At 33.6% G+C, this 22982-nt stretch carries 21 protein-coding genes, 1 riboswitch and 1 other annotated feature; of the genes, 4 read left to right on the forward strand and 17 right to left on the reverse strand.

From position 1 onward, the window contains the following. Window positions 1–38: 38 nt before the first annotated feature. Window positions 39–227, reverse strand: a riboswitch (cobalamin riboswitch). Between the two features lie 160 nt (window positions 228–387). From DES36_RS07875 to DES36_RS07905, 8 genes are all read right to left on the reverse strand, one after another. Further along, complete coding sequence (locus tag DES36_RS07875) at window positions 388–1794, reverse strand: NlpC/P60 family protein (RefSeq protein WP_170128232.1); 1407 nt, start codon at window positions 1792–1794, stop codon at window positions 388–390. A 218-nt stretch (window positions 1795–2012) separates the two neighbouring features. Next, entirely contained in the window at window positions 2013–2162 is a 150-nt protein-coding gene (locus DES36_RS14805; protein ID WP_170128233.1) for a hypothetical protein, read from the reverse strand. 102 nt (window positions 2163–2264) lie between these two features. Further along, window positions 2265–3005, reverse strand: a complete 741-nt coding sequence (locus tag DES36_RS07880; RefSeq protein ID WP_113920681.1) for a SprT-like domain-containing protein — start codon at window positions 3003–3005, stop codon at window positions 2265–2267. A gap of 71 nt (window positions 3006–3076) precedes the next feature. Beyond that, the gene (locus DES36_RS07885; RefSeq protein ID WP_113920682.1) at window positions 3077–3847 is read right to left on the reverse strand and encodes an ABC transporter permease; all 771 of its coding nucleotides are present in this window, start codon (window positions 3845–3847) and stop codon (window positions 3077–3079) included. A gap of 2 nt (window positions 3848–3849) precedes the next feature. Beyond that, window positions 3850–4578, reverse strand: a complete 729-nt coding sequence (locus DES36_RS07890) for an ABC transporter ATP-binding protein (RefSeq protein ID WP_113920683.1) — start codon at window positions 4576–4578, stop codon at window positions 3850–3852. Beyond that, entirely contained in the window at window positions 4578–5504 is a 927-nt protein-coding gene (locus tag DES36_RS07895; protein ID WP_242981733.1) for an ABC transporter substrate-binding protein, read from the reverse strand. The genes DES36_RS07890 and DES36_RS07895 overlap by 1 nt, the downstream gene beginning before the upstream one ends. A 255-nt stretch (window positions 5505–5759) precedes the next feature. Continuing rightward, entirely contained in the window at window positions 5760–6446 is a 687-nt protein-coding gene (locus tag DES36_RS07900) for a CDGSH iron-sulfur domain-containing protein (protein WP_113920685.1), read from the reverse strand. A 96-nt stretch (window positions 6447–6542) separates the two neighbouring features. After that, complete coding sequence (locus DES36_RS07905; protein WP_113920686.1) at window positions 6543–7472, reverse strand: LysR family transcriptional regulator; 930 nt, start codon at window positions 7470–7472, stop codon at window positions 6543–6545. 133 nt (window positions 7473–7605) lie between these two features. Here DES36_RS07905 and DES36_RS07910 point away from each other — a divergent pair, with 133 nt between their 5' ends. Then, window positions 7606–8502, forward strand: a complete 897-nt coding sequence (locus tag DES36_RS07910) for a 4Fe-4S dicluster domain-containing protein (protein ID WP_113920687.1) — start codon at window positions 7606–7608, stop codon at window positions 8500–8502. A gap of 213 nt (window positions 8503–8715) precedes the next feature. Here the strand turns inward: DES36_RS07910 and DES36_RS07915 are convergent, their stop codons facing one another. The 3 genes from DES36_RS07915 to DES36_RS07925 all read right to left on the reverse strand — a co-directional run bounded on the left by DES36_RS07915 (window position 8716) and on the right by DES36_RS07925 (window position 11333). Beyond that, a complete protein-coding gene (locus tag DES36_RS07915; RefSeq protein WP_113920688.1) occupies window positions 8716–8949 on the reverse strand; it encodes a heavy-metal-associated domain-containing protein in 234 nt (77 codons plus the stop codon). A gap of 88 nt (window positions 8950–9037) precedes the next feature. Beyond that, window positions 9038–10891 (reverse strand): heavy metal translocating P-type ATPase, encoded by a 1854-nt coding sequence (locus DES36_RS07920; RefSeq protein WP_113920689.1) that lies wholly within the window; start codon window positions 10889–10891, stop codon window positions 9038–9040. A 139-nt stretch (window positions 10892–11030) separates the two neighbouring features. Next, window positions 11031–11333: an iron-sulfur cluster repair di-iron protein, ric gene (locus DES36_RS07925; protein ID WP_113920690.1), complete on the reverse strand. Its 303-nt coding sequence runs from the start codon at window positions 11331–11333 to the stop codon at window positions 11031–11033. A 149-nt stretch (window positions 11334–11482) separates the two neighbouring features. Here DES36_RS07925 and DES36_RS07930 point away from each other — a divergent pair, with 149 nt between their 5' ends. Then, a complete protein-coding gene (locus DES36_RS07930) occupies window positions 11483–11884 on the forward strand; it encodes a hypothetical protein (protein WP_113920691.1) in 402 nt (133 codons plus the stop codon). 390 nt (window positions 11885–12274) lie between these two features. Here DES36_RS07930 and DES36_RS07935 read toward each other — a convergent pair whose 3' ends face one another. The 5 genes from DES36_RS07935 to DES36_RS07955 form a co-directional block, all read right to left on the reverse strand. Then, window positions 12275–12874 carry a 50S ribosomal protein L25 gene (locus DES36_RS07935; protein WP_113920692.1) on the reverse strand — a complete coding sequence of 200 codons (600 nt, stop codon included), beginning with the start codon at window positions 12872–12874 and terminating at the stop codon, window positions 12275–12277. Window positions 12875–13023: 149 nt separating this feature from the next. After that, window positions 13024–15639 (reverse strand): ABC transporter permease, encoded by a 2616-nt coding sequence (locus DES36_RS07940; RefSeq protein WP_113920693.1) that lies wholly within the window; start codon window positions 15637–15639, stop codon window positions 13024–13026. Then, window positions 15636–16319, reverse strand: coding sequence for an ABC transporter ATP-binding protein (locus DES36_RS07945; protein ID WP_113920694.1), 684 nt, complete (start codon window positions 16317–16319; stop codon window positions 15636–15638). The genes DES36_RS07940 and DES36_RS07945 overlap by 4 nt, the downstream gene beginning before the upstream one ends. Window positions 16320–16401: 82 nt before the next feature. Further along, window positions 16402–17412 (reverse strand): sensor histidine kinase, encoded by a 1011-nt coding sequence (locus tag DES36_RS07950; protein WP_341457130.1) that lies wholly within the window; start codon window positions 17410–17412, stop codon window positions 16402–16404. After that, the gene (locus DES36_RS07955) at window positions 17405–18082 is read right to left on the reverse strand and encodes a response regulator transcription factor (protein ID WP_113920695.1); all 678 of its coding nucleotides are present in this window, start codon (window positions 18080–18082) and stop codon (window positions 17405–17407) included. Before DES36_RS07955 ends, DES36_RS07950 begins: the two co-directional genes overlap by 8 nt. A 258-nt stretch (window positions 18083–18340) precedes the next feature. Then, window positions 18341–18585: a binding site (T-box leader), on the forward strand. Window positions 18586–18839: 254 nt separating this feature from the next. On the opposite strand from DES36_RS07955, the gene DES36_RS07960 reads away from it, so the two are divergent. After that, window positions 18840–20207, forward strand: a complete 1368-nt coding sequence (locus DES36_RS07960) for a TrpB-like pyridoxal phosphate-dependent enzyme (RefSeq protein WP_113920696.1) — start codon at window positions 18840–18842, stop codon at window positions 20205–20207. A gap of 118 nt (window positions 20208–20325) precedes the next feature. After that, window positions 20326–21900 carry a ClC family H(+)/Cl(-) exchange transporter gene (locus tag DES36_RS07965; protein ID WP_113920697.1) on the forward strand — a complete coding sequence of 525 codons (1575 nt, stop codon included), beginning with the start codon at window positions 20326–20328 and terminating at the stop codon, window positions 21898–21900. 290 nt (window positions 21901–22190) lie between these two features. On the opposite strand, the gene DES36_RS07970 is transcribed toward DES36_RS07965, so the two are convergent. Beyond that, window positions 22191–22895 carry a YetF domain-containing protein gene (locus DES36_RS07970; protein ID WP_113920698.1) on the reverse strand — a complete coding sequence of 235 codons (705 nt, stop codon included), beginning with the start codon at window positions 22893–22895 and terminating at the stop codon, window positions 22191–22193. Between the last annotated feature and the right edge of the window lie 87 nt (window positions 22896–22982).

A 22982-nucleotide genomic window follows, 5' to 3' on the forward strand; every position in this document is an offset into this window, starting at 1 on the left:
TTTCCATCATTCTCAAATGTTTACTCTTTCCTAGAGAGTGCACAATTCATTAACAAGCAGGTCTCCTGACTAACGGATCAACGCTTTTTATCTCCCTTCCCATTTCTTTAATAAGAAACAGTGGTTTATCGATAATTTGCTACTCGTTTACAGTGGCGGGACCGTTCAGGGCTTTCACCTGATTCCCTATTATCCTCTTAAGAGGCACTTGTTAAAATATTCTTTTCTTTATTATATCCCAATGATTTACACTTATCAAGAGGAAAATACCTTTGTTATTTTAAATTATAAGCGATTAGTATATACAGCGGCTTAATTATTGCCCCACATACGAGTATTTCTAAATTATTAATAAAAAAACTGCAATCTCAGATTGCAGTTTTTTTATTAATATACTCTTCTTCCGCCTTGGAATCTTGATGACCAATAACCATCTAGCGACGATATTTGAATCGATTTTCCTGGTCTTGGTGAATGTATAAAGCTGTTACCACCAACGTAAATTCCTACATGCCCTGGAAAAACAACGATATCTCCTGGTCTTAGATCTGATCTTGATACGTATCCACCTAAACCACCTTGACCACCACTAGTTCTAGGTATGCTTATTCCATATTGTCTATACACATAAGATGTAAAACCTGAACAGTCAAAACCTGATGGTGTTGAACCTCCAGATACATATGGAATTCCTATGTAATGTTTTGCAGTAGCTACTATGGCTGATCCTAAATCTCCATTGTATGTAGGAGCGGCTTTGCCGCTGCCTCCTCTACTTGCACTTGTACTTGCACTTGCTACTGCTCTTACCTTTGTTCCTACTAATACGATTTTGTTTACTGGCTCTTTTATGATTTCTTCTTTTATGATTTCTTCTTTTTCTACAATATCATTTATATATGTAATAGATTTGGTAATTTCTTTTGATCCTTTTTCGCCTTTTTGTTCTACTTTTGTTTCTCCAATATACATGGATGAATCTTTTTTCTCTTCTACTTCAAAATCAATTTCTTTCGTCTCAATTTTCTTTACCGTAGCACTTACATCGATAAATGATTCTTTAGAAGCTAAGTTAAGAGATTCTCCTGGCATTAAATTTTCAAGGTTTTTGTCTGGATTGGCTTTTTCTAAATTAGTAATTGGTGTATTTGTAGATCTAGAAATCGTCCATGCAGAATCACCCGAGGCAATTTTATAAGTCTTTGGTTGAGTTTGATTTACTTGATAAAGAGCTTCTTCTTGTTTAAGAATATTTTCTACTAAAACGTCTTTTTCTACAATTTCAACCTTTTGATTAAAATCTACATTTACTAATTCTACATCTTTACTCTTTAATTCTTCTACAAAGGGCTTTTTAATACCTTCTAATATATTTTGAACCTGCTCTTTTGCCTCTAAAATCAATTTTTCCTCCCCGTCTACCATAAGTATAGCAGCGGGTTTATAAATATCAATATTTTCATATATGCTTTTTTCTAGTTGTTTTTCGCTAAGAAGCTTGTCCTTTTCTACTCTCACTTTATTGTACTGTACTTCTTCGCTGTAATATGCTTTTTCTCCGTGGCTTTCATCTACTTTTTCTTGAACAGCTAATAAAGCATTTTCAGCGTATTCCATTTCCTTTACTATACCTACCGATTCCTTGTTCAAGACCAATTCATAAGAGAAGCTGCTTTCATAGGCATATATCCCCACTACCGTCGCAACTGTGATGATGCCAGATGCTAGTAGAGCTTTTTTCTTCAGGCTGAGCTTGTTTATTTTTTCTTTCAGCCCTTTTGGTTGATTTTCCATGTGATTACACTCCATCAAATTTGCTATCCGTTGACACGTAATTTATGACTTTTTTATTGTAACATTAATTCAACTTTTTGACAAACATTTATTACATTTTTGTTACAATATTTTTTATTAGCCACATATTGATTACAATTCATACTTTATTTGATATTATTCTACAAAAAAACAGAACCTTCTATAGTCCTAGAGATTCTGCTTTGTAATAAAGTTATCTACTTCGTATTTTTTTCGTGCTTTCCGTCATGAGTACCTATTTTAATACCATTGATTATCCCTACATCTTCATTGTCTTTGGGTTCCATTTTTCTGAGTTCTGAATTGCTCTTTTCTCTATCCTTTTTCCTATTTTTGTTGTTATCCATCTTATTCCCTTCCTTATATCAATTTGTATTTATATTAGTTTTAGTCTTTAGGAATAATCTTATGCAGGATATTTGTTTAGAGGTGATGGCACAACAGTAGTTCTATTCAATTAAGGTTAAATGGTTTAAAGGCACATAGTATTTTGCATATCGATTTCCTTGACGGTCTATGTAATCCCCTTCCTTATTTTTTACCATAACTGTAGCTCGCTTGTTAATTCCATTAATAAAACCTTCAAAGGATTCATTTTCAAATTGAAAGGATACTCTTTTCCCAATAGATAAACCCAACTTTTCTTTAGCAATCTCTCGATTTGTAGGTAATGCATGATAACTGCTGCTATGATTAAATAAATTTTTAGCTATTGTTTTAAAACGCTTCCCCTTGCAACTCGACCGATGATACAGTATAAATTCAATGACATGACAAATTTCATGCTCTAAAACTAATTGTAGTGCCTCTAGAGCATTATGGGTTTTTACGCCGGAAACAAATTTTTCTTTATGGCTTAAATCGTAATTAAAGAAGAAATTGATGCCAAAACGAAACTCAATGATTACATCCTTTGGCTGTAATGTGCTAATATTTTGAGGGCACAAAGTAAGTCCAGCACTTCTGGTCATACGCTTAGAAAAAGAGAACCGAAGACTACCTTCATATTGATTGCGAAAATCACTATGAAAAAACACCTTGTCGTATAGTTCAAACAATAGCTTTAAATCATAGGTAGAAATGGTCTTAAAATTGCCGTCTTCTACATTTTCGGATAACTCTAAGAACTCTTCAAAAATTTGCTTTCTCTTCTGTACTATGGCTTTTTCGTCATATATATAATCAAACATTTTATCTCACCTTTATGTAATAAAGTATATATTTGCACTACTTCCTTTCTACTTTATCAAAATAGGCTTCTTTAATCTACACTATTCTTTTCTAAAAAGACCCATGGGCACAGTTTTTTCTCTATGAGATCTAAAATTTTTAATAAAAATAACCCTAATAAACTCAGTCCTATTATTCCCGAAAACATATCTAGGTAATCTACCATAATCCAAGCGTTCATAATATAATATCCTATTCCATAAGTGGTAGCAAAATTTTCGGCAAAAAATAGAGTAGAAATGCTAATTCCTAAAGTTATTCTAAGAGCTGATATTAGTTTTGGAAGAACTGCTGGTAATATTAAATGTTTACATACACCTAGACCTGTTATGCCTAGTGAAAAAACCGAGTAAAAGAGTTCCTTTTGAATTTCTTTCACTCCATCTCTTACAGATAAAAGGATCTGAAATACGATTATGGTAATCATGAGTACAATTTTAGAAAGATCTCCAATACCCATCAAAATCATAAATATAGGTAAGAATGCGACCTTAGGCAATGGATACAAAATATATATTATAGGAGAAATAATAGCGTCTGCTTTTTTGCTCATACCGGTCCATAACCCTAATGGAACTCCTATCAGTACAGATAGAAGTATAGCAATAATGATCCTGTATAAACTTGCTATAAGGTGAACAGATAGCACTTGAGGAAATAAAATTACGAATTGCTTTACCGTTTCATTGGGGCTAGGAACGATATTGGACTTAATGATAAAATGAAGTCCATACCAAATAGCGCACACCATTAGGAGTCCATATAGGGTATTATCCTTTGTTCTTCGTTTTAATAAGTTCATTTTCAATACCCCTCTTCTAGCGCCTTTCTTACCTCTAGACATATACCGTAGTACTCCATCTTTCTACGGATTTTTGAGTCTCCAAAATAAGGATTTTCAACGACTTTTTTGATTCTTGATTTTTCCATAATGACAATTTTCTGCCCAAGAAATACAGCTTCTTCAATACTATGAGTGATAAAGATCATGGTACTAGGTTTTTTATGGTACAGTTTCAGAAGTAAATTTTGAATATGCTCTTTGGTTATCGCATCTAATGCAGAGGTCGCTTCGTCCATTAAAAGTAAATCCGGTTTGGTCACTAAGGTTCTAGCAATGGTGACCCTTTGTTTTTGCCCGCCACTAAGCTGAGCTGGAAACTTGTCCTTTAATTCTAAAATATCTAGTTCCGTTAGAATTTTATCTACTTCTCTTTGAATTTCTTCCTTAGAAAGGTTACGAATGGTTAGTCCTAGGGCTATATTGTCCTTTACCTTTTTCCAAGGTAGAAGCCCGTAATCTTGTAGAATAACACCTGTTTCTTTTCGACTTGTCATTATCTTATCTCCATTTACCCTAATTTCTCCTTGGTTTGTATGGAGAAGCCCTGCTAATAAATAAAGCAGGGTCGTCTTTCCACATCCTGAGGGTCCAATGATGGCACATGTAGCATTTTCATTTATATGAAGACTAATGTCCTTTAGGGCAATATCAGAGCCATAGGAAAAACTTAAATCTTTGATATCTACCATTATTCTACAAAAGCTCTTTCAACGAGGTCCTCTGGAGACACTTCCATGTCTTTTTTTAATACTTCTTCTACCCACGTTATAATGTTTTCAAGATATTTTTCATCAGGTAACGAAGCTTTCGTATACGCTGGAAGGATTATGTCCTCTTTGATGGATTCATTTAAATCAAGCTTTTCAATTACTACATCCCTTGCTATAGTTTCATCAGCATGTATATCTCCTATAGCTTTATTGTATCCTTCATAGAAAAGCTCTATCGCCTTAGCCTTTTCATCTAAAGCCTTTGCCGTAAACGCAAGTACATCAGGTGAGTAGCCATCTTTCATCTCAAAAGTTTTCTTTTCTAGGCCATCTACAGCGCCCATAGATGCCATTGGCTCTGGGAAAATGCCCATATCTACATCACCACTTTTAACCATTTCTAATCGAGCTGGTATTTCGTTAATAAATACTTTTTCAATATTGTGGTCCTCACCAAACCATTCATCGATTAAAAAGTTGGTCACGCTGACTTCCATCATAGTAGCCTTAATATCCTTCTTATCTTCATAATCAGATTTTACAAGTACCGGAAACATTCCTTGGGTCATAGATGTAGCTTTTAGACCAAATCCACTATTTACATTAGTAGCTACGGCAATTAAATCCGTTATAGAGCCATCTATTGTATTTGTCTGTAATGCACTTTGTCTTTCTTGTCCATTGTTAAAGACTACAAACTCTACATCTAGGCCTAATTCTTCAAAGTAGCCTTCCTTTTCTGCTATATACATAGGTGCTGCATCTACAGCTGGCATTAAACCAATTTTTAAAGATAACTCTTTACTCGTATCTTCATTAGGTTTTCCTTCTGTTGTATTGGTACAAGCTGATAAAAAAAGAATGCTTGCTATCAACATCCCTGCTAGTAATAATCTTTTATTCATAATAATTCCTCCTTTATTTAAGCACTACTGTATTTTATAGGTAAATGCAATCTTAAGCAAGACAATATGTACAATTGGGTTCCTCATCTTTATAACAAATAACAATCAGCTATCTATATTATCGTAATAAATGTATTCGCTTTTGTATAAAGAGTAGACTATTTTTATAATAAATTTTCAATTACATAAAAACAACCGAAGGATGCCTTCGGCTGCACTTATATGATTACCAAATTTTTTCACTTTATAGGACTCTTATTCTTGATCTAAGTACTTTGCACTTACATGAGTTGCATCACAGAAGGGTTTGTTACTTGATTCTCCACATCGGCATAGCATTACCCTATTTCTTGTTTCATACATTTCTCCATTAGAGGATTCAATTGGAATATTTCCCTTAACAAAAATGCCACAGCTTACCCCTTTTTCAGGGTCTTGAAGGAACTCAATAGAAGGTTCATATTCATCTTCATATGGTTTTCCCGACTTATCTAGAGCGACTAGTCTACCTGCTGGGCACTCAGATGCTCCTTTAATGGCTTGCTCCCGATATTCTGGAACATCGGATTTCTTTACTAATTGCCAAACGCTGCCATCCTCTAAATGACAAAAGCGCCCTAAAGCACACCTGCCATCATCCATAAGATCAAGGTCAGGCCCTTTCAGTAGTTCAGCTCTTTCTTCAAATTTCGCCTTAGATGCAGTTTCTGTCCCATCAAATCCTTCTTTTACATGGGCACCATCACAAAATGGTGGGTTTTTTGATTTTCCGCATCGACATAATGCGTATTGTTCTTTAGCTGGAAAAGTACATCCCTTTTCGTATTCATAGCCCTTGCCCTTTGGAACAATGATTGTTTCATTTAAAGGTACATTTCCTGTTACCATGTATGGACCATCCTTAAGTATTTTTATCTTTATGTTCTTATTATCTTTTATCAAAACTGATATCCCCTTTCATCCTTTAAGCAATTTCTTTGATATTTACTTATCTTCAATTATATGTAATATTTAAGAAGTCCGCAAATCACTATTTATTTAAGAAGTTTCATTTATGAGCATTCCTGATTGAAATTTAGGATAATTCTGCAGATATTTATAATTATTTATAATATCTATTATACATCTTATTTTATCTGTCAATTCTTTGTCTTTATGGTAAACAACGCTAAAGTATCTATTCCAGCCTTCGTTTGCGTTTTTAATAATGTGGATCTTGGAGTCCTGTACTTCCTTTTGTACTAGACCAATAGATATAACCGCCAAACAATTGTTTTCTACAACTTCTCTTTTAATGGATTCTGGGCTATTTCCTTCAAAAACCGTTTTAATAGGTACCTTATTCTTTATCATATACTCTTCAAATAATTCTCTAGTACCACTGCCCTTTTCCCTCATTGCAAAACTTTTATTTGCCAATTCCTTTAAGTTGATGACATCTTTTTTAGCAAATGGGTGTTGGTTACTGCAAACTAGAACAAGGTAATCTTTAATTTTGGGAATACTAATTAAATTAGGACTTTTAATTTTACCTTCAATAATCCCAATATCAATTTCTCCATTTAGCAGTTTTTCTTCAATGCGCTCTGTATTATTGGCATAGGAGTAAACCTCTACAGTAGGTTCTTTTATTTTAAACTGGTTAATTATATCGCTCAAAATACATTCTCCCACTGTTACAGTGGCACCTATTTTAACTTTTTCGGTTCTACTCAGATTGAACATTTTTTCTTCTAGATGATCAAATTGTTCGACTACATCTTTGGCGTAAAATAATAACTGTTTTCCCTCGTCAGTAATATACAATCTCTTTTTTATGCGTTGGAATAATAGAACGCCATAGTGCTGCTCTAACTCTCTGATTGCTTGACTTATAGTAGGTTGAGACACAAACAATCTTTCAGCTGCACTGCGCATTTTTCCACATTGTGCTACTTCAATAAATATCTTTAAATGCCTTATAGTCATGGCTTATTCCTTTCAGATGAGAGTTGATAGGTTTTACCTATAATCATGATAAGATAATATCATTTTATAAAGATATTTACAAATGTTATATTTATATAAAAGGTTCAAATATTATAATCGGAGGCTAATTATTATGGCTAGTTTAAAAGTTACACTAGAAGAGGAAAAAAGAGTTAAAGGACTTGGTTTCTTACGAAACAGAGGTACAGATAACTTTTCTGCAAGGGTTATAACAGTCAATGGAAAGCTTACGCCTCAACAAGCTAGGTGTATTGCAGAGGCTGCAGAGAAATTTGGAGATGGAAATATTCTTTTTACTACTAGACTATCTGTAGAATGCCCAGGTATTCCATATGATAAAATTGAAGACTTTAGAGCATTTATTGCTAAAGAAGGTCTTCAAATAGGTGGTACAGGACCTAAAGTGCGCCCAATTGTCGCTTGCAAAGGTTCTACATGTAATTACGGTTTAATTGACGTTAGTTCTTTGTCAGAAGAAATGCACCGTCGTTTTTATGAAGGATATAGAGAAGTAAAATTACCTCATAAATTTAAGATTGCTGTTGGTGGCTGCCCAAATAATTGCGTTAAACCAGATTTAAATGACGTAGGTGTAATGGGCTCCAAGGAGCCAAATCTAAATAAGGAACTATGCAAAAGCTGTAAAAAATGTGCCGTTGTAGAAGTATGTCCAACTAACGCAGCTCAAGTTGTAGACGGTATAGTACATATTGATTATAATACTTGCATTCGCTGTGGACGTTGTGTGAGTAAATGCCATTTTGATGCCTTAAGAGATAGTCAGGTAGGCTATAAAATCTGTGTGGGCGGAACGTGGGGTAAAAATGTAAATCGAGGCAAAGCTCTAAACAGAGTATTTAAAGAACAAGATGAAGTTTTAGATACAATAGAAAAAGTAATTCTATTTTACAAAGATCAAGGAATAGCTGGAGAGCGTTTGGCTAATACCATAGATAGGCTGGGGTTTGAAAGTTTTGAAGAAGAGATGCTTAAAGCGCCTGCACTTTAGTTCTACGTAAAATCTCTTAGGTCACCAATGGTGACCTCCTTTAGTTTCTAGTCATTAGTGTTAGGGTATTCCTTCACGGTCAGGATTGAACCCTAACGCCCTAGAATGACTGGTTTAGTAGCTAGGATCAAAAGCAGAATTTTCTTTCTACATAATACCGGCCCTCATAGCTAGATTATTGATCTAACTCATGAGGGCCGGTTTGTTTTTGTCTTATAGATCTTTGACTTGAGATTTTTTAACTTCATATCCTAATTTCGTGATTGCGCTTTCAATATCGTTTATTGATACTTTTTCATCGTCAAAATTTACTTTTACTTTACTAGAGTTAAAGGATACATTTAAACTATCTTTATCAATACCGCCTAAAGATTTTACACCATTTTCTATTTTTTGCATACATGATGGACAAGTTAATGTTTCTAATTGAATCGTTGCTTTCTTCATTTTTCATCTCTCCCTCTATTTATTAATTTCATTCTATACCATTATTGTTTGTTTTAAATTGATTTACATCAAGTTTTATGATTCATCTTTAATATTTTAATTTATAGCTTAAGAGTCTCATGCCATTTAAAATAACCACTAATATACTTCCTTCATGTACTAACATTCCTATAGACATGTTCATCCATTCACTGAAGAATACGCTGGCAAGGAGCACTAATACAACTCCAACTGCAATAAAAATATTTTGGCGCATATTACTAGCGGTTGCTTTTGTCAAACCTAGTGCATGTGGTAATCGGCTAAAATCTGAATTCATTAGAACTACATCCGAAGTCTCTATGGCTACGTCTGTACCGCCTCCCATTGCGATTCCAATTTGAGCTAGAGCAAGGGATGGACTGTCATTCACTCCATCACCGACGAAGGCAACAATTTGACCTTTTCCTTGTAACTTTTCAATATATGCAGATTTATCTTCTGGCAACATGTGTCCATGAGCTTCTGTAAGACCTAGTTCACTTGCTACTAAATCAACGGTTCCTTGATTATCTCCTGAAAGGACTACTAGGTTTTTAACACCTAATTTCTTTAGCTTTTGAAGGTCTTCTTTTACTCCTGGTCTAATTTGGTCACGAATACCCATTAGGGCTTGTAACTTTCCGTCAACAGATGTAAGAACGAGTGAGTTTCCATTCTTTTCAAACCTCTTAATATCTGAAAGAGCTTTCTCGCTTAAAGAGACGTTTTCTTGCTCCATGAGAAAAACATTTCCTATTGCTATTCTATGATTTTCTACTTGAGCCACAATTCCGCCACCTTTAACAACATCTGTCTTTTCAACACTGTATTGTTTTGTCTCTCCAATATGTTCCACCACTGCATTCGCTAATGGGTGGTCTGATTCCTTTTCAACACTTGCTACATAAGCCAATACTTCCTCCACATTATCTGTATACATTTCCTGATCTGCTACTTTAGGATTTCCAATTGTCAAAGTACCTGTTTTGTCAAATACAATTGTATCTACTTTACTAAAATCTTGAATCACTTCGCTGCCTTTTAAAAGAACACCGTGTTTTGCTCCATTACCAATACCAGCAACATTTGAAACAGGTACGCCGATAACTAACGCTCCTGGGCATCCAAGAACTAATATTGTAATGGCCAGTTCGATATCTCTTGAAAATAACCATACGATAAAAGACAGAACCAAAACAGCTGGGGTATAATATTTAGAGAATTTATCGATGAAACGTTCTGCTTCTGATTTGGAATCTTGTGCTTCTTCAACAAGCTCGATGATCTTACCAAAAGTAGTATCTTCTCCTACACGATCTGCCATAATCTGGATGGTTCCATTTTCTAAGATTGTTCCTGCATACACTTTTGTATCTTTCTTTTTACTTACTGGAAGAGATTCACCTGTAATACTTGCTTCATTTATATGCCCTTCTCCGCTTAAAACCGTGCCGTCAACAGGAACCTTTGCGCCGGTTTTTACGAGTAAAGTATCTCCTACGTCAACTTCATCTACTTCTACTTCTTCAAATTCGCCATTTTCCATTTGTTTTAGGGCACTTTCCGGCGCCATTTCTGTTAGTTCTTTAATTGCAGATCGTGTTTTGTTTAGTGTTCGTTGTTCTAAATAGGCTCCAAATAAGAATAAGAATGTAACAATAGCTGATTCTTCAAGGTTCTTAATTAAAAATGCTCCAACAACTGCAATGGTAACTAAAACATCGATGCTGACAACTTTTACTCTTAATGCTTGGTACGCTTGGATTGCAATAGGCGCAACGCCTAGAACAGATGCTATACCTAAAGACCAAATCGCTATACTTTCATTTTTAAAGCCTAATTCACTAATAAATCCAATAAGGATTAAAATCCCACTGATTACGGTTATGTGATTTTTCTTACTTAATATAAATCTCTGCATATTTACTCCCTCCCCCTTTTATTTTTGGGTTTCTTATACGCATGTGTTCCTATTTGAAATGGATGTAATCCATTTGTTTACCTTGTTATAATCCAGAAAGCAATTTGTTGCTTTTGCTTTCTGGATTTAGTCTTTCATCTTAAGCTTGATAAGCTTGATCTACATCAGCTAACATATTGTATACAGCTTCAAAGCTTTCACAAACATCGCCTGGAACAGTGTAGTGGTTTGTGATTTCCCGTAGTTTAGATAATTCTTCGTTTAATTCAGGTTTTTCTGATCCTGCAGCTTTTGTTTTCTCGTTAATCGCATCAAATAATTTTTTCACATCATGAAACTCTGGATGATTATCTCCATGAACTCGATCTACAACTGGTACATATTGTTCTAATCTCTTAAAATGGCTTTCCTTCACTTGATTAAATGTTAATTGGTTTGACATATCTATTCCCTCTTTCTTGTTTTGTTTGATTTCTTGATTACATCATACCAATTATGTAAAGTATTTAAATTGATCTATATCAAGTTTATTGATATTTTTTATTATATAGATTATGATATACTCAATACATATTGTAAAGGGTGTTTTATTTGAAAAATATTAACCGAATTTTAATGAGGATTCATTTATTCGTTGGAATTGGTGCTTTTTTTGGGGGAGTTTTTGGTATGACGAGTCCGAGTGGAGCGGCATTTGGCATGCCAGCTAGTAAGTATTTAATAGGGTCACCATTTAAAGACTTCTTTGTTCCTAGTCTTTTTTTGTTCGTCATTATAGGGATTGGAAATATTGTAGGATTTCTATTTCATTTGCGTAAAATCAAATACGATAATCTGTTGAGCATGGGCCTTGGTCTCATTTTATGTATGTGGATTGTCATTCAATGCATTATCTTATCTAATATTAATCCTCTTCATGTAATATTTTTTGTTATTGGAGCAATACAAATTTTATTACCTATATCAAAAAATAGAAAAACCAAAGATGCCTAATGGTGAAAGTACTTTATAAACTGTATAATTTACACTTCATCTTTAAGCTTTAATTATTAAAAGTATATTATATAGCGAGGCAATGAATTCTAGAGATTATCCTTTGATATATTATGAGATTTCTAAAATCGTAATATAAAGAAGTGCCTACGACGCTTTAGTCGCTAGTCATTAGTCACTAGCATTAGGGTATTCCTTTAGGGTCAAGATCTTTCGCTTGCGCTCAAGATGACTGGACAGGAGTCAATGTCAAAAGTAGGACTTTCTTATTACATAAAAAAACAGAGTAGAAATATTTCAATATCTACTCTGAAAGAAATCTGATTTAGATTTATGAAGGAAGCATAGCACTTCCTTGTAAATCTATTATTTATTTTATGCTTGTCTTTTTTATAAACTAGTATCTGCTTCTTCAACATCTTCTTCTACTACTTGAATCTTTGGCTCTGTTACAACAACGATAACATCATCAGCATTATTTTGTGCAATGATACCATCTGCTAGTGTAAGATCCCCTACTTTAACTGTATCGCCTTTTTCTAAATTAGATACATCAATATCAATAGTCTCTGGAGTATTTTGTGGTAAACATTTTACTGTTACTGCATCTAGACTAGTAGCCAATAACAATTTCTTTTTCTCTAATGATTCCATACCTGTAAATCGAATAGCAACATCCGTCTGAATTTCTTCAGTAAGGGATATTTTGTGAAAATCTACATGTAAGATTTCTCTGCTTATAATATCGTTTTGAATTTCTTTGATAACGACAGTATAAGGATCTTGGTCGGGTAATTCTAATTTAAATACCCCATTTCTACCTGATGTAGTTAGCATATTCCTAAAATCATCCTTTTTAATGGATACAGATACAGCTTGTATTTCTTTTCCGGATATAGCTCCAGGTAAATAACCAGACTTTCTTAATCTTTTATTAGCACTAGAACTAGCCCTACTACGTTGATTAATTTTTACCGTATTAATTTTCATGGAACATTCCTCCTTTATTGTTATATATAGTATATATCATTCATAGTTTTAAATCAATTTTACACACTATACAGATAGTATTTCTATATTTTAGGAAAAATATTCCTATTCCTATAAATTAATTTATTTCAATTTTGTCTGGTTTTATACTATATAATCTCTTGCTTAAGTACATCTATAATATTTTCTCTTTTAATCTTTTTACTAGAGTAAAGCATTGATACTCCAACTATCACAAATACTGCAATTATTGCTATAGAAACACTCACCCATGGAATCTCAAATACAAAGCCAAACTTAACCATAAGTGTTTTGTGTATTAAATACATCACAACAAAACTTATTGGAAGCCCGTATAATAGAGCTTTTATACCATAGAATAAGCTTTCATAATTTATCATTTTATTAAATTCTTTAGGTGTCATTCCAACAGATTTCAGCATTGCAAACTCTCTTTTCCTAAGTGCTATGCTAGTTGATATCGTATTAAAAATATTGGCTACACATATTGAGGCAATGAGTAAAACAAAGGCATATGTGAATACAGACATTAATACGATCATCTGTTCTTCTCTTTTCCTATTCATATATATATTATAAATAGCCATTTCATCTTCACCATATAATCCTTGAATTTCTTCACTGTCTTCTTGAAGTTTTAAAGGATTATCACTTTTTAGATATAGTGCCCTATTTACGCTCTCGCTCATATTCATATTATCTTGTATGATTTTATAAAAAGCATCCTCAGATACAATTACATTAAAACTATCCTTGTAATTAATAGAAGAAATCCCCATAGGAACCTTATCTACAAGAGCAGCTATCTCTACCGAATCAATAGGGATATATTTTTCAAATTCACTATCATAAAATTCTAAGTCTAGCTTCTGTCCTATCTCTGTATTGATAACCTTTGACTCCACAATTCTACCTGTTTTTGCTTCTTCGAACCTTACTGTATCAATGATTATCGCAAAAGGTTCTTCTGCACCCATTAACTTTTTAAAATCAACTCCAACTTCTTTTGCATAAGCCATTAAGGCCTGATCATCCAATGCTATAAGTTTTATATTGTAGGGATATTTACCATTCTTTAAAATTTCCTCATGATCTCCCTTTAAGTAATCAGCTATGAAATCTTCTTGAATCCAAGAACGAACATCAAGTGAAGCAATGGAGTTCGCGTCTACTATATTATCTAATGAGGTTATTTTTCTGATTAGGTCTTCTTGCTTTGTTTTATCTCTATCATTAAAAAACACTTCTATATCGTAATTAACCCCATCTTGACTCAATAAAATAGATTTTTCAAGACTTGATGTAAAGTAAGACACCGATAAAAATAAAATCATACTTATGATCAATGAAAGTACCGTTGCCCTGTATCTCGATTTATTTCTTTTTAGATTCTTAAGTCCTAACTCTCCTTCTATGCCAAATATGTTTCTTGTTAGTATTGATGTCTTAACATCTTTTTGCGTAATCTTTACATCTGCTGTTTGGCGAATTGCATCTATAGCTGAAATATTGGATGCTCTTTTTGCAGGTATATAGGTTGAAGTAAAAATAGTGATGATTGAAACAGAGGTAGCAATTAAAATTGTCTCTGGTAATACTATTAGTCTTAAACTTTCACTTAGACTTAAGGCTTCTTTTATAATAGAATTTATAAACATAAATGTAGTGTCTATTCCTACAAGCCCCGCTATGATACCAATAGGGATACTAATTAGACCTATAAGAGTACCTTCAAAAAACACAGAGTTTTTCTTTTGCCTTTTTGTAGCACCAACACTTGACAACATTCCTAGATGCCTAGAACGTTCTGATACAGAAATAGCGAAGGCATTGTATATCAGCGATATAGACCCAACCATTATAATAACCGTAATTATAGCAGACAAATTAAAGATCATGCCTCTAATCCTATCGCTTTCAACAACTCCATAGTATCTAAGTAAATTTTCATGAAAACTTACTTTTTTGATATCATTCTGAGATGCTATATCTTTTGCATTCTCAAATAATGTAAAGTCAACATCGTCTAAAAGAACAGATACATTTACTTCTTTCTTTGAATTCATCATGCTTTCATCAATATATGATATTGCTGTATATCCTGGGGACCATGTATACTCCCATGTAGGACGTTCCATAATACCTACAACTGTATATATCTTTGTATTTTCCTTTGTTAGAACTTCTTGAACTTTACCTTGGTATTTTTGTAATTGAGTCTTTTGTGATAGCACTACATCAGCTTCTTGCTCATCCTTAGAAACTCGTTGCCCAATATCAAGGGATAGAATATCTCCTATTTTATAATCTACTTGTCCATTCGTTATTATCGCTTCTGAGATAATAATTTCATTATTCTTGTCAGGATATCTTCCTTCTTTTAACTTAACAGGAAAATTACTGAATCCTTCACTATTATACTCTTCAATATAGATATATGGTTTATTATTGTTTTGGCTTGCCCCTAATAAAGCATAACCTACATCTCTACTTAAAATTACATCTTTCGTTTCTTCGTCATTTTTTATAGCTTCTAATTGAGTCCTATTCACATTCTCATAAAGAACGTGCCACTCCCCTTCATCTGATATAACTTGTCTTTGCATCATATCCATAAAAGAAACACCTAGTGATGCTACTGCTGTAATCATTGCAACAGAAATTATTGTACCTATTATAGTAACAAGAGTTCGTCTCTTATTTAATAGCAATTGTCTCAAAGTTAGCTTATTTACGATATTCATGGGCGAATCACCTCATTTTTAGTAATGCGACCATCTTCTATTGCAATGATTCTGTCTGCTTGTAATGCAATCTGCTCATCATGAGTAATAACAATGAGTGTTTGATTAAATGTTTTATTAAACATTTTTAGCAGTTCCATAATTTCATTACTGTTTTTATTATCGAGATTTCCAGTAGGTTCGTCTGCAAGAATAATAGCAGGGTTGCTTATCAAAGCCCTTCCAATGGAAGCTCTTTGCTGTTGTCCACCTGAAAGTTGATTCGGTAAATGATGGAGTCTGCTTTCTAATCCCAGGATATTAATAATTTTATCGAACTGGTCTTTATCAACCTTATGTCCGTCAAGCAACAGAGGAAGTGTAATGTTTTCTTCTACATTAAGTATGGGAATAAGATTATAGAATTGATAGATAAGCCCAATTTGTCTACGCCTAAAGATAGCAAGCTGTGTTTCATTAAGATTATAAATATCTGTATTATCAATAAAAACTCTACCCCCTGTAGGTGTATCTACACCTCCAAGCATATGCAATAAAGTAGACTTACCTGATCCTGATGGACCAATTATTGCTACAAATTCTCCCTTATTGACAGAAAAAGATACATTATCAAGTGCCTTTACTGCTATATCTCCACCACTGTATTGTTTAGACAGATTTTCTACTTTTACTATTTCCATTGTAAACCCTCCATATCTCTTTGTATGATCATAGTATATCTGCCTAAGGTGACTCCACAGTGACTCCTTTATTACAATTTAGTCACTTTCGCTTTTTATAGAATTTTACGCTAAATTGCGTACCCTGATTTTCCTTGCTTTTTACACTTATATGTCCGTTTTGATTATCTATAATACTTTTTGCCATAGCAAGACCAATCCCCACACTTCCTTCATTTGCATTTTTACCTTTATAAAATCGTTTGAAGATGCGAGGTAAATCCTCTCTTGATATACCTCTCCCACTATCTGATATTTTTATTTCAGTATATAATGGATTCTCTTCAAAAAAAATAGAAATCGTTCCTTGATTTTGAGTGTGTTCTATACAATTTTTTGTTATATTTATAATCGCTTCTATGGTCCAGTTAAAGTCCCCAATAAAGGACGCTCTTTGATCTCCTTCGATGACTAAATCTTGTTGTTTAAGCTCTATGGGAATAAGTAACGGATTCATTGCTTTTTCTATAAGCTCAGATACCAAAACCTTATCTGTTTTGAATGTAACAGCACCAGCATCTATTTTTGAGAGTTTCAGTAGTGATGTCAAGAGCCACTCCATGCGCTCAAGCTGTACTTCTATTTTCTTAGTAAATTCCATTCTTTTTTCAGGCTTTAAATTATGTTGACTTAATAAGTCTGTCATAACGATTATCGAGGTAAGGGGAGTCTTTAACTGATGAGATATATCAGAAATAGCCTCTGCCAGTCGTTCCTTATCTTTTTTTAAAAATTCTCCTTGTTTTGAAAGCATAAGAGTAAACTTGTAAATCTCATTTTTAAGAATGCTAAGCTCTCCCTCTTCATTATCCCTAATATCTAATGAATGTTCTCCATTACGAATACAACGCAGATATCTCGATAACTTTGCAATTTGCTTATATCTTTTTGATGTAAATAATATAGTACAAAATATTAATGAAGAAGAAAATATAAACATTATAATTCCACTAACTGGATTAATAATAGCAGATAAAATAATTCCTATAGCTGATATCCCTATCATTAATGTAAATAAAACTCGAATTTCTCTATTTCTTAGGATACTAATCACCCACCTTGTATCCAAGACCACGTACCGTCTTAATAATTGTAGGTTTCTGAGGGTCATCTTCTAATTTTTCACGTATTCTTTTAATGTACACTGTCAACGTGTTATCATTTACAAAATCTCCTGCCACATCCCAGATTCCTTCTAGCAGCTGACTTCGAGATAACACCTGACCTTTATTTTTAACAAAAGTTAATAATAGACGATATTCTAATGCGGTTAGATTGACTTCTTCACCATCTTTATAAACCTTTGCTTCGAGTGTATTTATTCGTAAACTATTATTTCCAAGAATAATAGTTGAACCATCTTCCTTATGATATCTTCGTAGTACTGATTTTATTCTAGAAACAAGCTCTCTAAGGCGAAATGGTTTTGTTATATAATCATCTGCTCCCATATCAAGCCCCATAACCACATTGACTTCGTCATCACAAGCAGTTAAAAATATAATGGGTATATCTCTTTTATCTTTTATTATTTTGCATAGCTCATAACCTGTTCCATCTGGCAAAGATATGTCAAGTAAACATAGACCAAATTCATTTTCAATTAGGGCCTTTTTCCCTGAGGCAACATCATGGCATAAAACTATAGTAAACCCTTCTTTTTCTAAAGAATACTCTAAAGCAGAGGCTATCGTTTTATCATCTTCGACCAACAAAATCTTCAAATTACCACCTCATTCATTAAGTTAATATTATTATAACATTTCACAAAACAAAGATGGCATTAGGTCAAGAGTATTATATAGAAATAGCACTTAAACTTTTTATTCATTTAGTGCTAAAATATCACGCTCCTAGCCTTTTATTGTTTTGGGATTAAAGTTATAATAATTACACAACACAACAAAACATTTTATGAATTGAATTTAGATTTTTTCTAATTATTATTGACAAAATATTCTAACAAGTATAATATAAGTAAAAAGAAACTGTTGATAGAGAGAAGTAAACTATAAACTATACTTATAGAGATCTGCAGGTGGTGGAATTGCAGAAGTAAAAGAGTAGTCGAATGGGCTCTAGAGGGTGGCTGCAAAATATTTAAAGTAGTGGCCAACGGAAACTCCTACCGTTATCAGAGGGAGTGCACATGATGGTGTGTAACTAAGTGGATCTTTATAAGATCAATTCGGGTGGTACCGCAAAAGTCTAAGCTTTTGTCCCAAAACAATTTTGGGATAAAATCTTAGACTTTTCTTTTTGCGCGAACTAATGGGCCGAGCGAAAACGAAGTTTTCGTAGTATATATGTAATGTAACAGACAAATAGCTTGCTATTTGGGCTGTGAAATTATATATACGTAATATTATCTATTAATAATCAATCCTGTAAACAATAAGTCAGAAATCTTGACAATATATAAATCTAAATGCCAGAAATCAAATACCTATGTTTCTGGAAAAAATGAAAGGAGAGAGAATAATGACAAAAATACCTTACAAAACATATCTAACAGAAGACGAGGTGCCAAAGCAATGGTACAATATGCGAGCCGACATGAAAGAACAACATGACCCTTTTCTTAATCCAGAAACATTAGAGCCTCTGTCAACAGAAGATCTATATCCTATATTCTGTGAAGAATTGAGCAAACAAGAAATGGATCATACCACAAGGTATGTGGATATTCCTGAAGAGGTACAAGAATTTTATAAGATGTTTCGTCCCTCTCCACTTATAAGAGCCTATAATTTAGAAAAGGCATTGGGCACACCTGCAAAAATTTATTACAAATTTGAGGGAAATAACACCTCTGGCAGCCATAAACTTAATTCAGCGGCTGCAATGGCTTATTATGCGAAAAATCAAGGGCTTACCTCTGTGACTACAGAAACTGGTGCTGGACAATGGGGTACTGCTTTATCTATTGCATGTGCTCATTTCGGTCTTGATCTTACTGTTTTTATGGTAAAGACCTCCTATGAACAAAAGCCTTTTCGAAAATCGATCATAGAAACCTATGGAGCAAAGATTATTCCAAGCCCATCTATAACTACAGAAGTAGGTCGTGCTATACTAGAAAAAAATCCTAAAACCGGAGGCAGCCTAGGATGCGCTATTTCAGAGGCGGTAGAGCAAGCAATAAAACAAGAGCAATCAAGATATGTGCTCGGTTCTGTGCTAAATCAAGTGCTATTGCATCAGTCCGTCATTGGTTTAGAATGTAAGACTGCCCTAGAAAAATTAGGCGAATATCCAGACATTATCGTTGGTTGTGCAGGTGGTGGATCTAATTTAGGTGGATTGATTGCGCCATTTATGCAAGATAAAATTACAGGTAAGAAAAACCCACGGGTTATTGCTGTCGAACCAGCTTCATGCCCTTCCCTTACTAGAGGTAAATATGCTTATGATTTTTGCGATACTGGTCGTATAACGCCACTAGCCAAAATGTATACTTTAGGAAGTGATTTTATGCCATCTCCTAATCACGCTGGAGGACTTAGATATCACGGAATGTCACCTATCCTTTCTAAATTGTATAATGATGGCTATATAGAAGCCATATCTGCAGAGCAAACTACAGTATTTGATGCAGCAGTAAAATTTGCCAAACTAGAGCAGATCCTTCCTGCACCAGAGTCATCTCATGCAATTTACGGTGCTGTAAAAGAAGCTTTAAGGTGTAAAGAAACAGGTGAGCAAAAGACCATACTTTTTGGTCTTACAGGCACAGGTTATTTTGATATGGCAGCTTATAATCAATATAATAACAAGACCATGAATGATTACATTCCTACAGATGAAGATTTGCAACGAGGTTTTGATAGCTTGCCTAAGGTAGATTAATAGAGCGGACACAGTTCGCTTCTATATTTTCTTACCTTTAGACAAGTTATGATTTTTTTTCGCTTTTTAATTTATAGGCACTAATATGGTACTAATTATATAGAAAGAAGAGTTTATATTGAAAGAAAAGACAATACAGTTTTTAAACGATACTCGAGTTGCTTTTACTTGTAAAGGAATTGTGGTAGGTATAGCGGCTGGCTTTGTTGTAAGTCTTTTTCGCTTGATCATCGAAAAAGCATCTCATCTCGTATTTAATGTGTATGGATTGTTGAAAGAGGAACCTAAATGGATCATTTTATGGGTGTTGATTTCATTAATTGTCTCTCTATTTATCGGTTACCTAATCAAAAGTGAGCCTAATATTAAAGGAGGAGGAATACCTCAAGTAGAGGGGGAACTCATTGGAGCTATTAAAATGAATTGGTGGTCCGTCTTATGGAAAAAATTCATAGGTGGGATTTTATCTATTAGTTCCGGTGTGTTTGTGGGTGCAGAAGGGCCTTCTATCCAATTGGGTGCTGTAGTGGGACAAGGGATTAATCACTTTTTAAAGGGCAAGCGAATGGATGAGAAAATACTCATTTCTAGTGGTGCTGGTGCTGGTTTAGCTGCTGCCTTTAATGCACCTATTGGAGGACTAATGTTTGTACTAGAAGAAATCCATCATCATTTATCCCCTTTACTATTGCTAACCACTCTTGTTTCAGTGGTTACCTCTAACTTTATCTCTTTGAATATCTTTGGTCTACAACCTGTACTATACATTGGAAAGTTAAATATCTTTCCTACGCAAGCCTACGGTCATTTAATTCTATTAGGAGCAATCTTAGCAGCACTAGGAGTACTATATAATAAAATTGTATTTATACTCCCTAAGATTTATGGATTGATTCCTCGTCTATCCCCTAATTTTTATGGAATCATTCCATTCATAATCGTCATACCTATAGGCATAATTTATCGTGAAATTATCGGAAGTGGTAGTGAAATTGTTCTCGATCTTGGAACCACTTTTCCAGAATTAAAGGTAATTCTCATAATCTTTGTCATACGATTTGGGTTTTGCATGATTTCTTATGGAGCAAATTTACCAGGGGGAAATTTGATTCCCATCCTCTCTTTAGGAGCGATTATTGGAGCAATATATGGAACTTTCCTTTTTAACAAAATGGGAATCGACCAAATTTTTATAAGGAGTTTCATCGTTTTCGCTATGGCAGGTTATTTTTCAGCGATTTGCAAAGCACCACTTACTGCTATATTTTTAGTAACAGAAATGGCTGGAACCCTCAATCAGCTTATGCCCTTGGCAGTTATTTCACTTACTGCGTATTTAGTCTCTGATTTGCTCGGTGGCGAACCATTATATGAAGCCCTTTTAGAGCGCTTAGTAGGTAAATACAGAGGAAATTTAACTGGCAAAAAAGAAATTATCGAAATTCCAGTCGTAATAGAAAGCTGCTTAGATGGCGGTATGATACGAGATTATAAGTGGCCAGAAGAAGCTCTCATCACCTCCATTAGACGTGGTGAAAAAGAAATCATCACCCATGGGGATACCATTATCCGTTCAGGAGATTACTTGATCATATTGACAGATCAAGGGGTAGCTAACAAAGTTCGCCAAGAGGTTGAAAGAATGAGTGTTCATTCAAATAAGAATGCTCAGAAATTGCAAATACAAAGGTGAGATACCTAGTAGAATATAGAAAACAAAAAAATATAAGGGGCGAGTTCATAATATTTTATGATCTTCGCCCCTTATATCTTGTACCCACTAGTCATTAAATCTTGCTTATAATTCTTTTATACCCTAGCTAAGATTGGTTAATCATTTTGGGAAAGAATAAGAATATATTTTTGTTCTTGTCATTTTTTATCCTGTAATTTCATAAAAACGCCTTCAGTCGTTCTTCTCTTAGTGTAACCCATGCTAATATAACATCAATCACATACTTCAATCATATCAAACGACGACTATCAATAATTTCTCGATTTTTCTTTTTTATCAATATATACAGAACCATCTCTTTGTAACTGAGCGTATAAAACATCTTTTACACTATTAATTCCTTGTATTTTAAGCTGACCAAGTAGCCATTGACTGTTCAAATTAACTTCTTGTAAGCTTTTATTTACCATTTTTCCATCAATAATTAAATCTGTTGGCAGATATTTAATTGTTTGGTTTTGAATATCTAAATCATTTTTTACAACATTTTCACTACCTGGATATTTTAAAATTGTTAGTTGACCATTCGTTTCTAATATAGCATATTGCACATCTTTAATTGAAAACACATCTTTTTCTCTCAACATCATCATTAAACTATCTATATCGACTTTTAAATGGGATAATGCTTTGTATTGTATTTTTCCTTTTTTTATTACTATAGAAGGCTGACCGTGTAATAAATCACTTAATGTAGGAGACTTCATACTGACTATACTCATTATTGTTGTCAATAGTGCCCAAAATATTAATCCCCAAACGGTAACTTTAAATTGCTTCCATTCATAATCGACCATATTAGCCGCAATAGATCCAATTGTAATTCCAGTAACGTAATTAAAAAATGTTAATTGTGACATTTGCTTTTTCCCTAATATTCTAGTAATAATTAATAATGTTGCAAAAGATATAAATGTATTTAATATAACTTGATATACACTGTTAGTACCCATTTTGCACCTCTAAGTTTGAATTTTCGATAATTTAAGATATCTTCATCCTTATTTTCACTTATTTTAATAAAGTTATTCTTAATATTA

The organism is Alkalibaculum bacchi (assembly GCF_003317055.1).
Classification (GTDB): domain Bacteria; phylum Bacillota; class Clostridia; order Eubacteriales; family Alkalibacteraceae; genus Alkalibaculum; species Alkalibaculum bacchi.

Bases quoted from the DNA above. Each gene is read 5' to 3' on its own strand.
- DES36_RS07875 (WP_170128232.1), bottom strand. From the start codon at position 1,794: ATGGAAAATCAACCAAAAGGGCTGAAAGAAAAAATAAACAAGCTCAGC.
- DES36_RS14805 (WP_170128233.1), bottom strand. From the start codon at position 2,162: ATGGATAACAACAAAAATAGGAAAAAGGATAGAGAAAAGAGCAATTCA.
- DES36_RS07880 (WP_113920681.1), bottom strand. From the start codon at position 3,005: ATGTTTGATTATATATATGACGAAAAAGCCATAGTACAGAAGAGAAAG.
- DES36_RS07885 (WP_113920682.1), bottom strand. From the start codon at position 3,847: ATGAACTTATTAAAACGAAGAACAAAGGATAATACCCTATATGGACTC.
- DES36_RS07890 (WP_113920683.1), bottom strand. From the start codon at position 4,578: ATGGTAGATATCAAAGATTTAAGTTTTTCCTATGGCTCTGATATTGCC.
- DES36_RS07895 (WP_242981733.1), bottom strand. From the start codon at position 5,504: ATGAATAAAAGATTATTACTAGCAGGGATGTTGATAGCAAGCATTCTT.
- DES36_RS07905 (WP_113920686.1), bottom strand. From the start codon at position 7,472: ATGACTATAAGGCATTTAAAGATATTTATTGAAGTAGCACAATGTGGA.
- DES36_RS07910 (WP_113920687.1), top strand. From the start codon at position 7,606: ATGGCTAGTTTAAAAGTTACACTAGAAGAGGAAAAAAGAGTTAAAGGA.
- DES36_RS07915 (WP_113920688.1), bottom strand. From the start codon at position 8,949: ATGAAGAAAGCAACGATTCAATTAGAAACATTAACTTGTCCATCATGT.
- DES36_RS07920 (WP_113920689.1), bottom strand. From the start codon at position 10,891: ATGCAGAGATTTATATTAAGTAAGAAAAATCACATAACCGTAATCAGT.
- DES36_RS07925 (WP_113920690.1), bottom strand. From the start codon at position 11,333: ATGTCAAACCAATTAACATTTAATCAAGTGAAGGAAAGCCATTTTAAG.
- DES36_RS07935 (WP_113920692.1), bottom strand. From the start codon at position 12,874: ATGAAAATTAATACGGTAAAAATTAATCAACGTAGTAGGGCTAGTTCT.
- DES36_RS07940 (WP_113920693.1), bottom strand. From the start codon at position 15,639: ATGAATATCGTAAATAAGCTAACTTTGAGACAATTGCTATTAAATAAG.
- DES36_RS07945 (WP_113920694.1), bottom strand. From the start codon at position 16,319: ATGGAAATAGTAAAAGTAGAAAATCTGTCTAAACAATACAGTGGTGGA.
- DES36_RS07960 (WP_113920696.1), top strand. From the start codon at position 18,840: ATGACAAAAATACCTTACAAAACATATCTAACAGAAGACGAGGTGCCA.
- DES36_RS07970 (WP_113920698.1), bottom strand. From the start codon at position 22,895: ATGGGTACTAACAGTGTATATCAAGTTATATTAAATACATTTATATCT.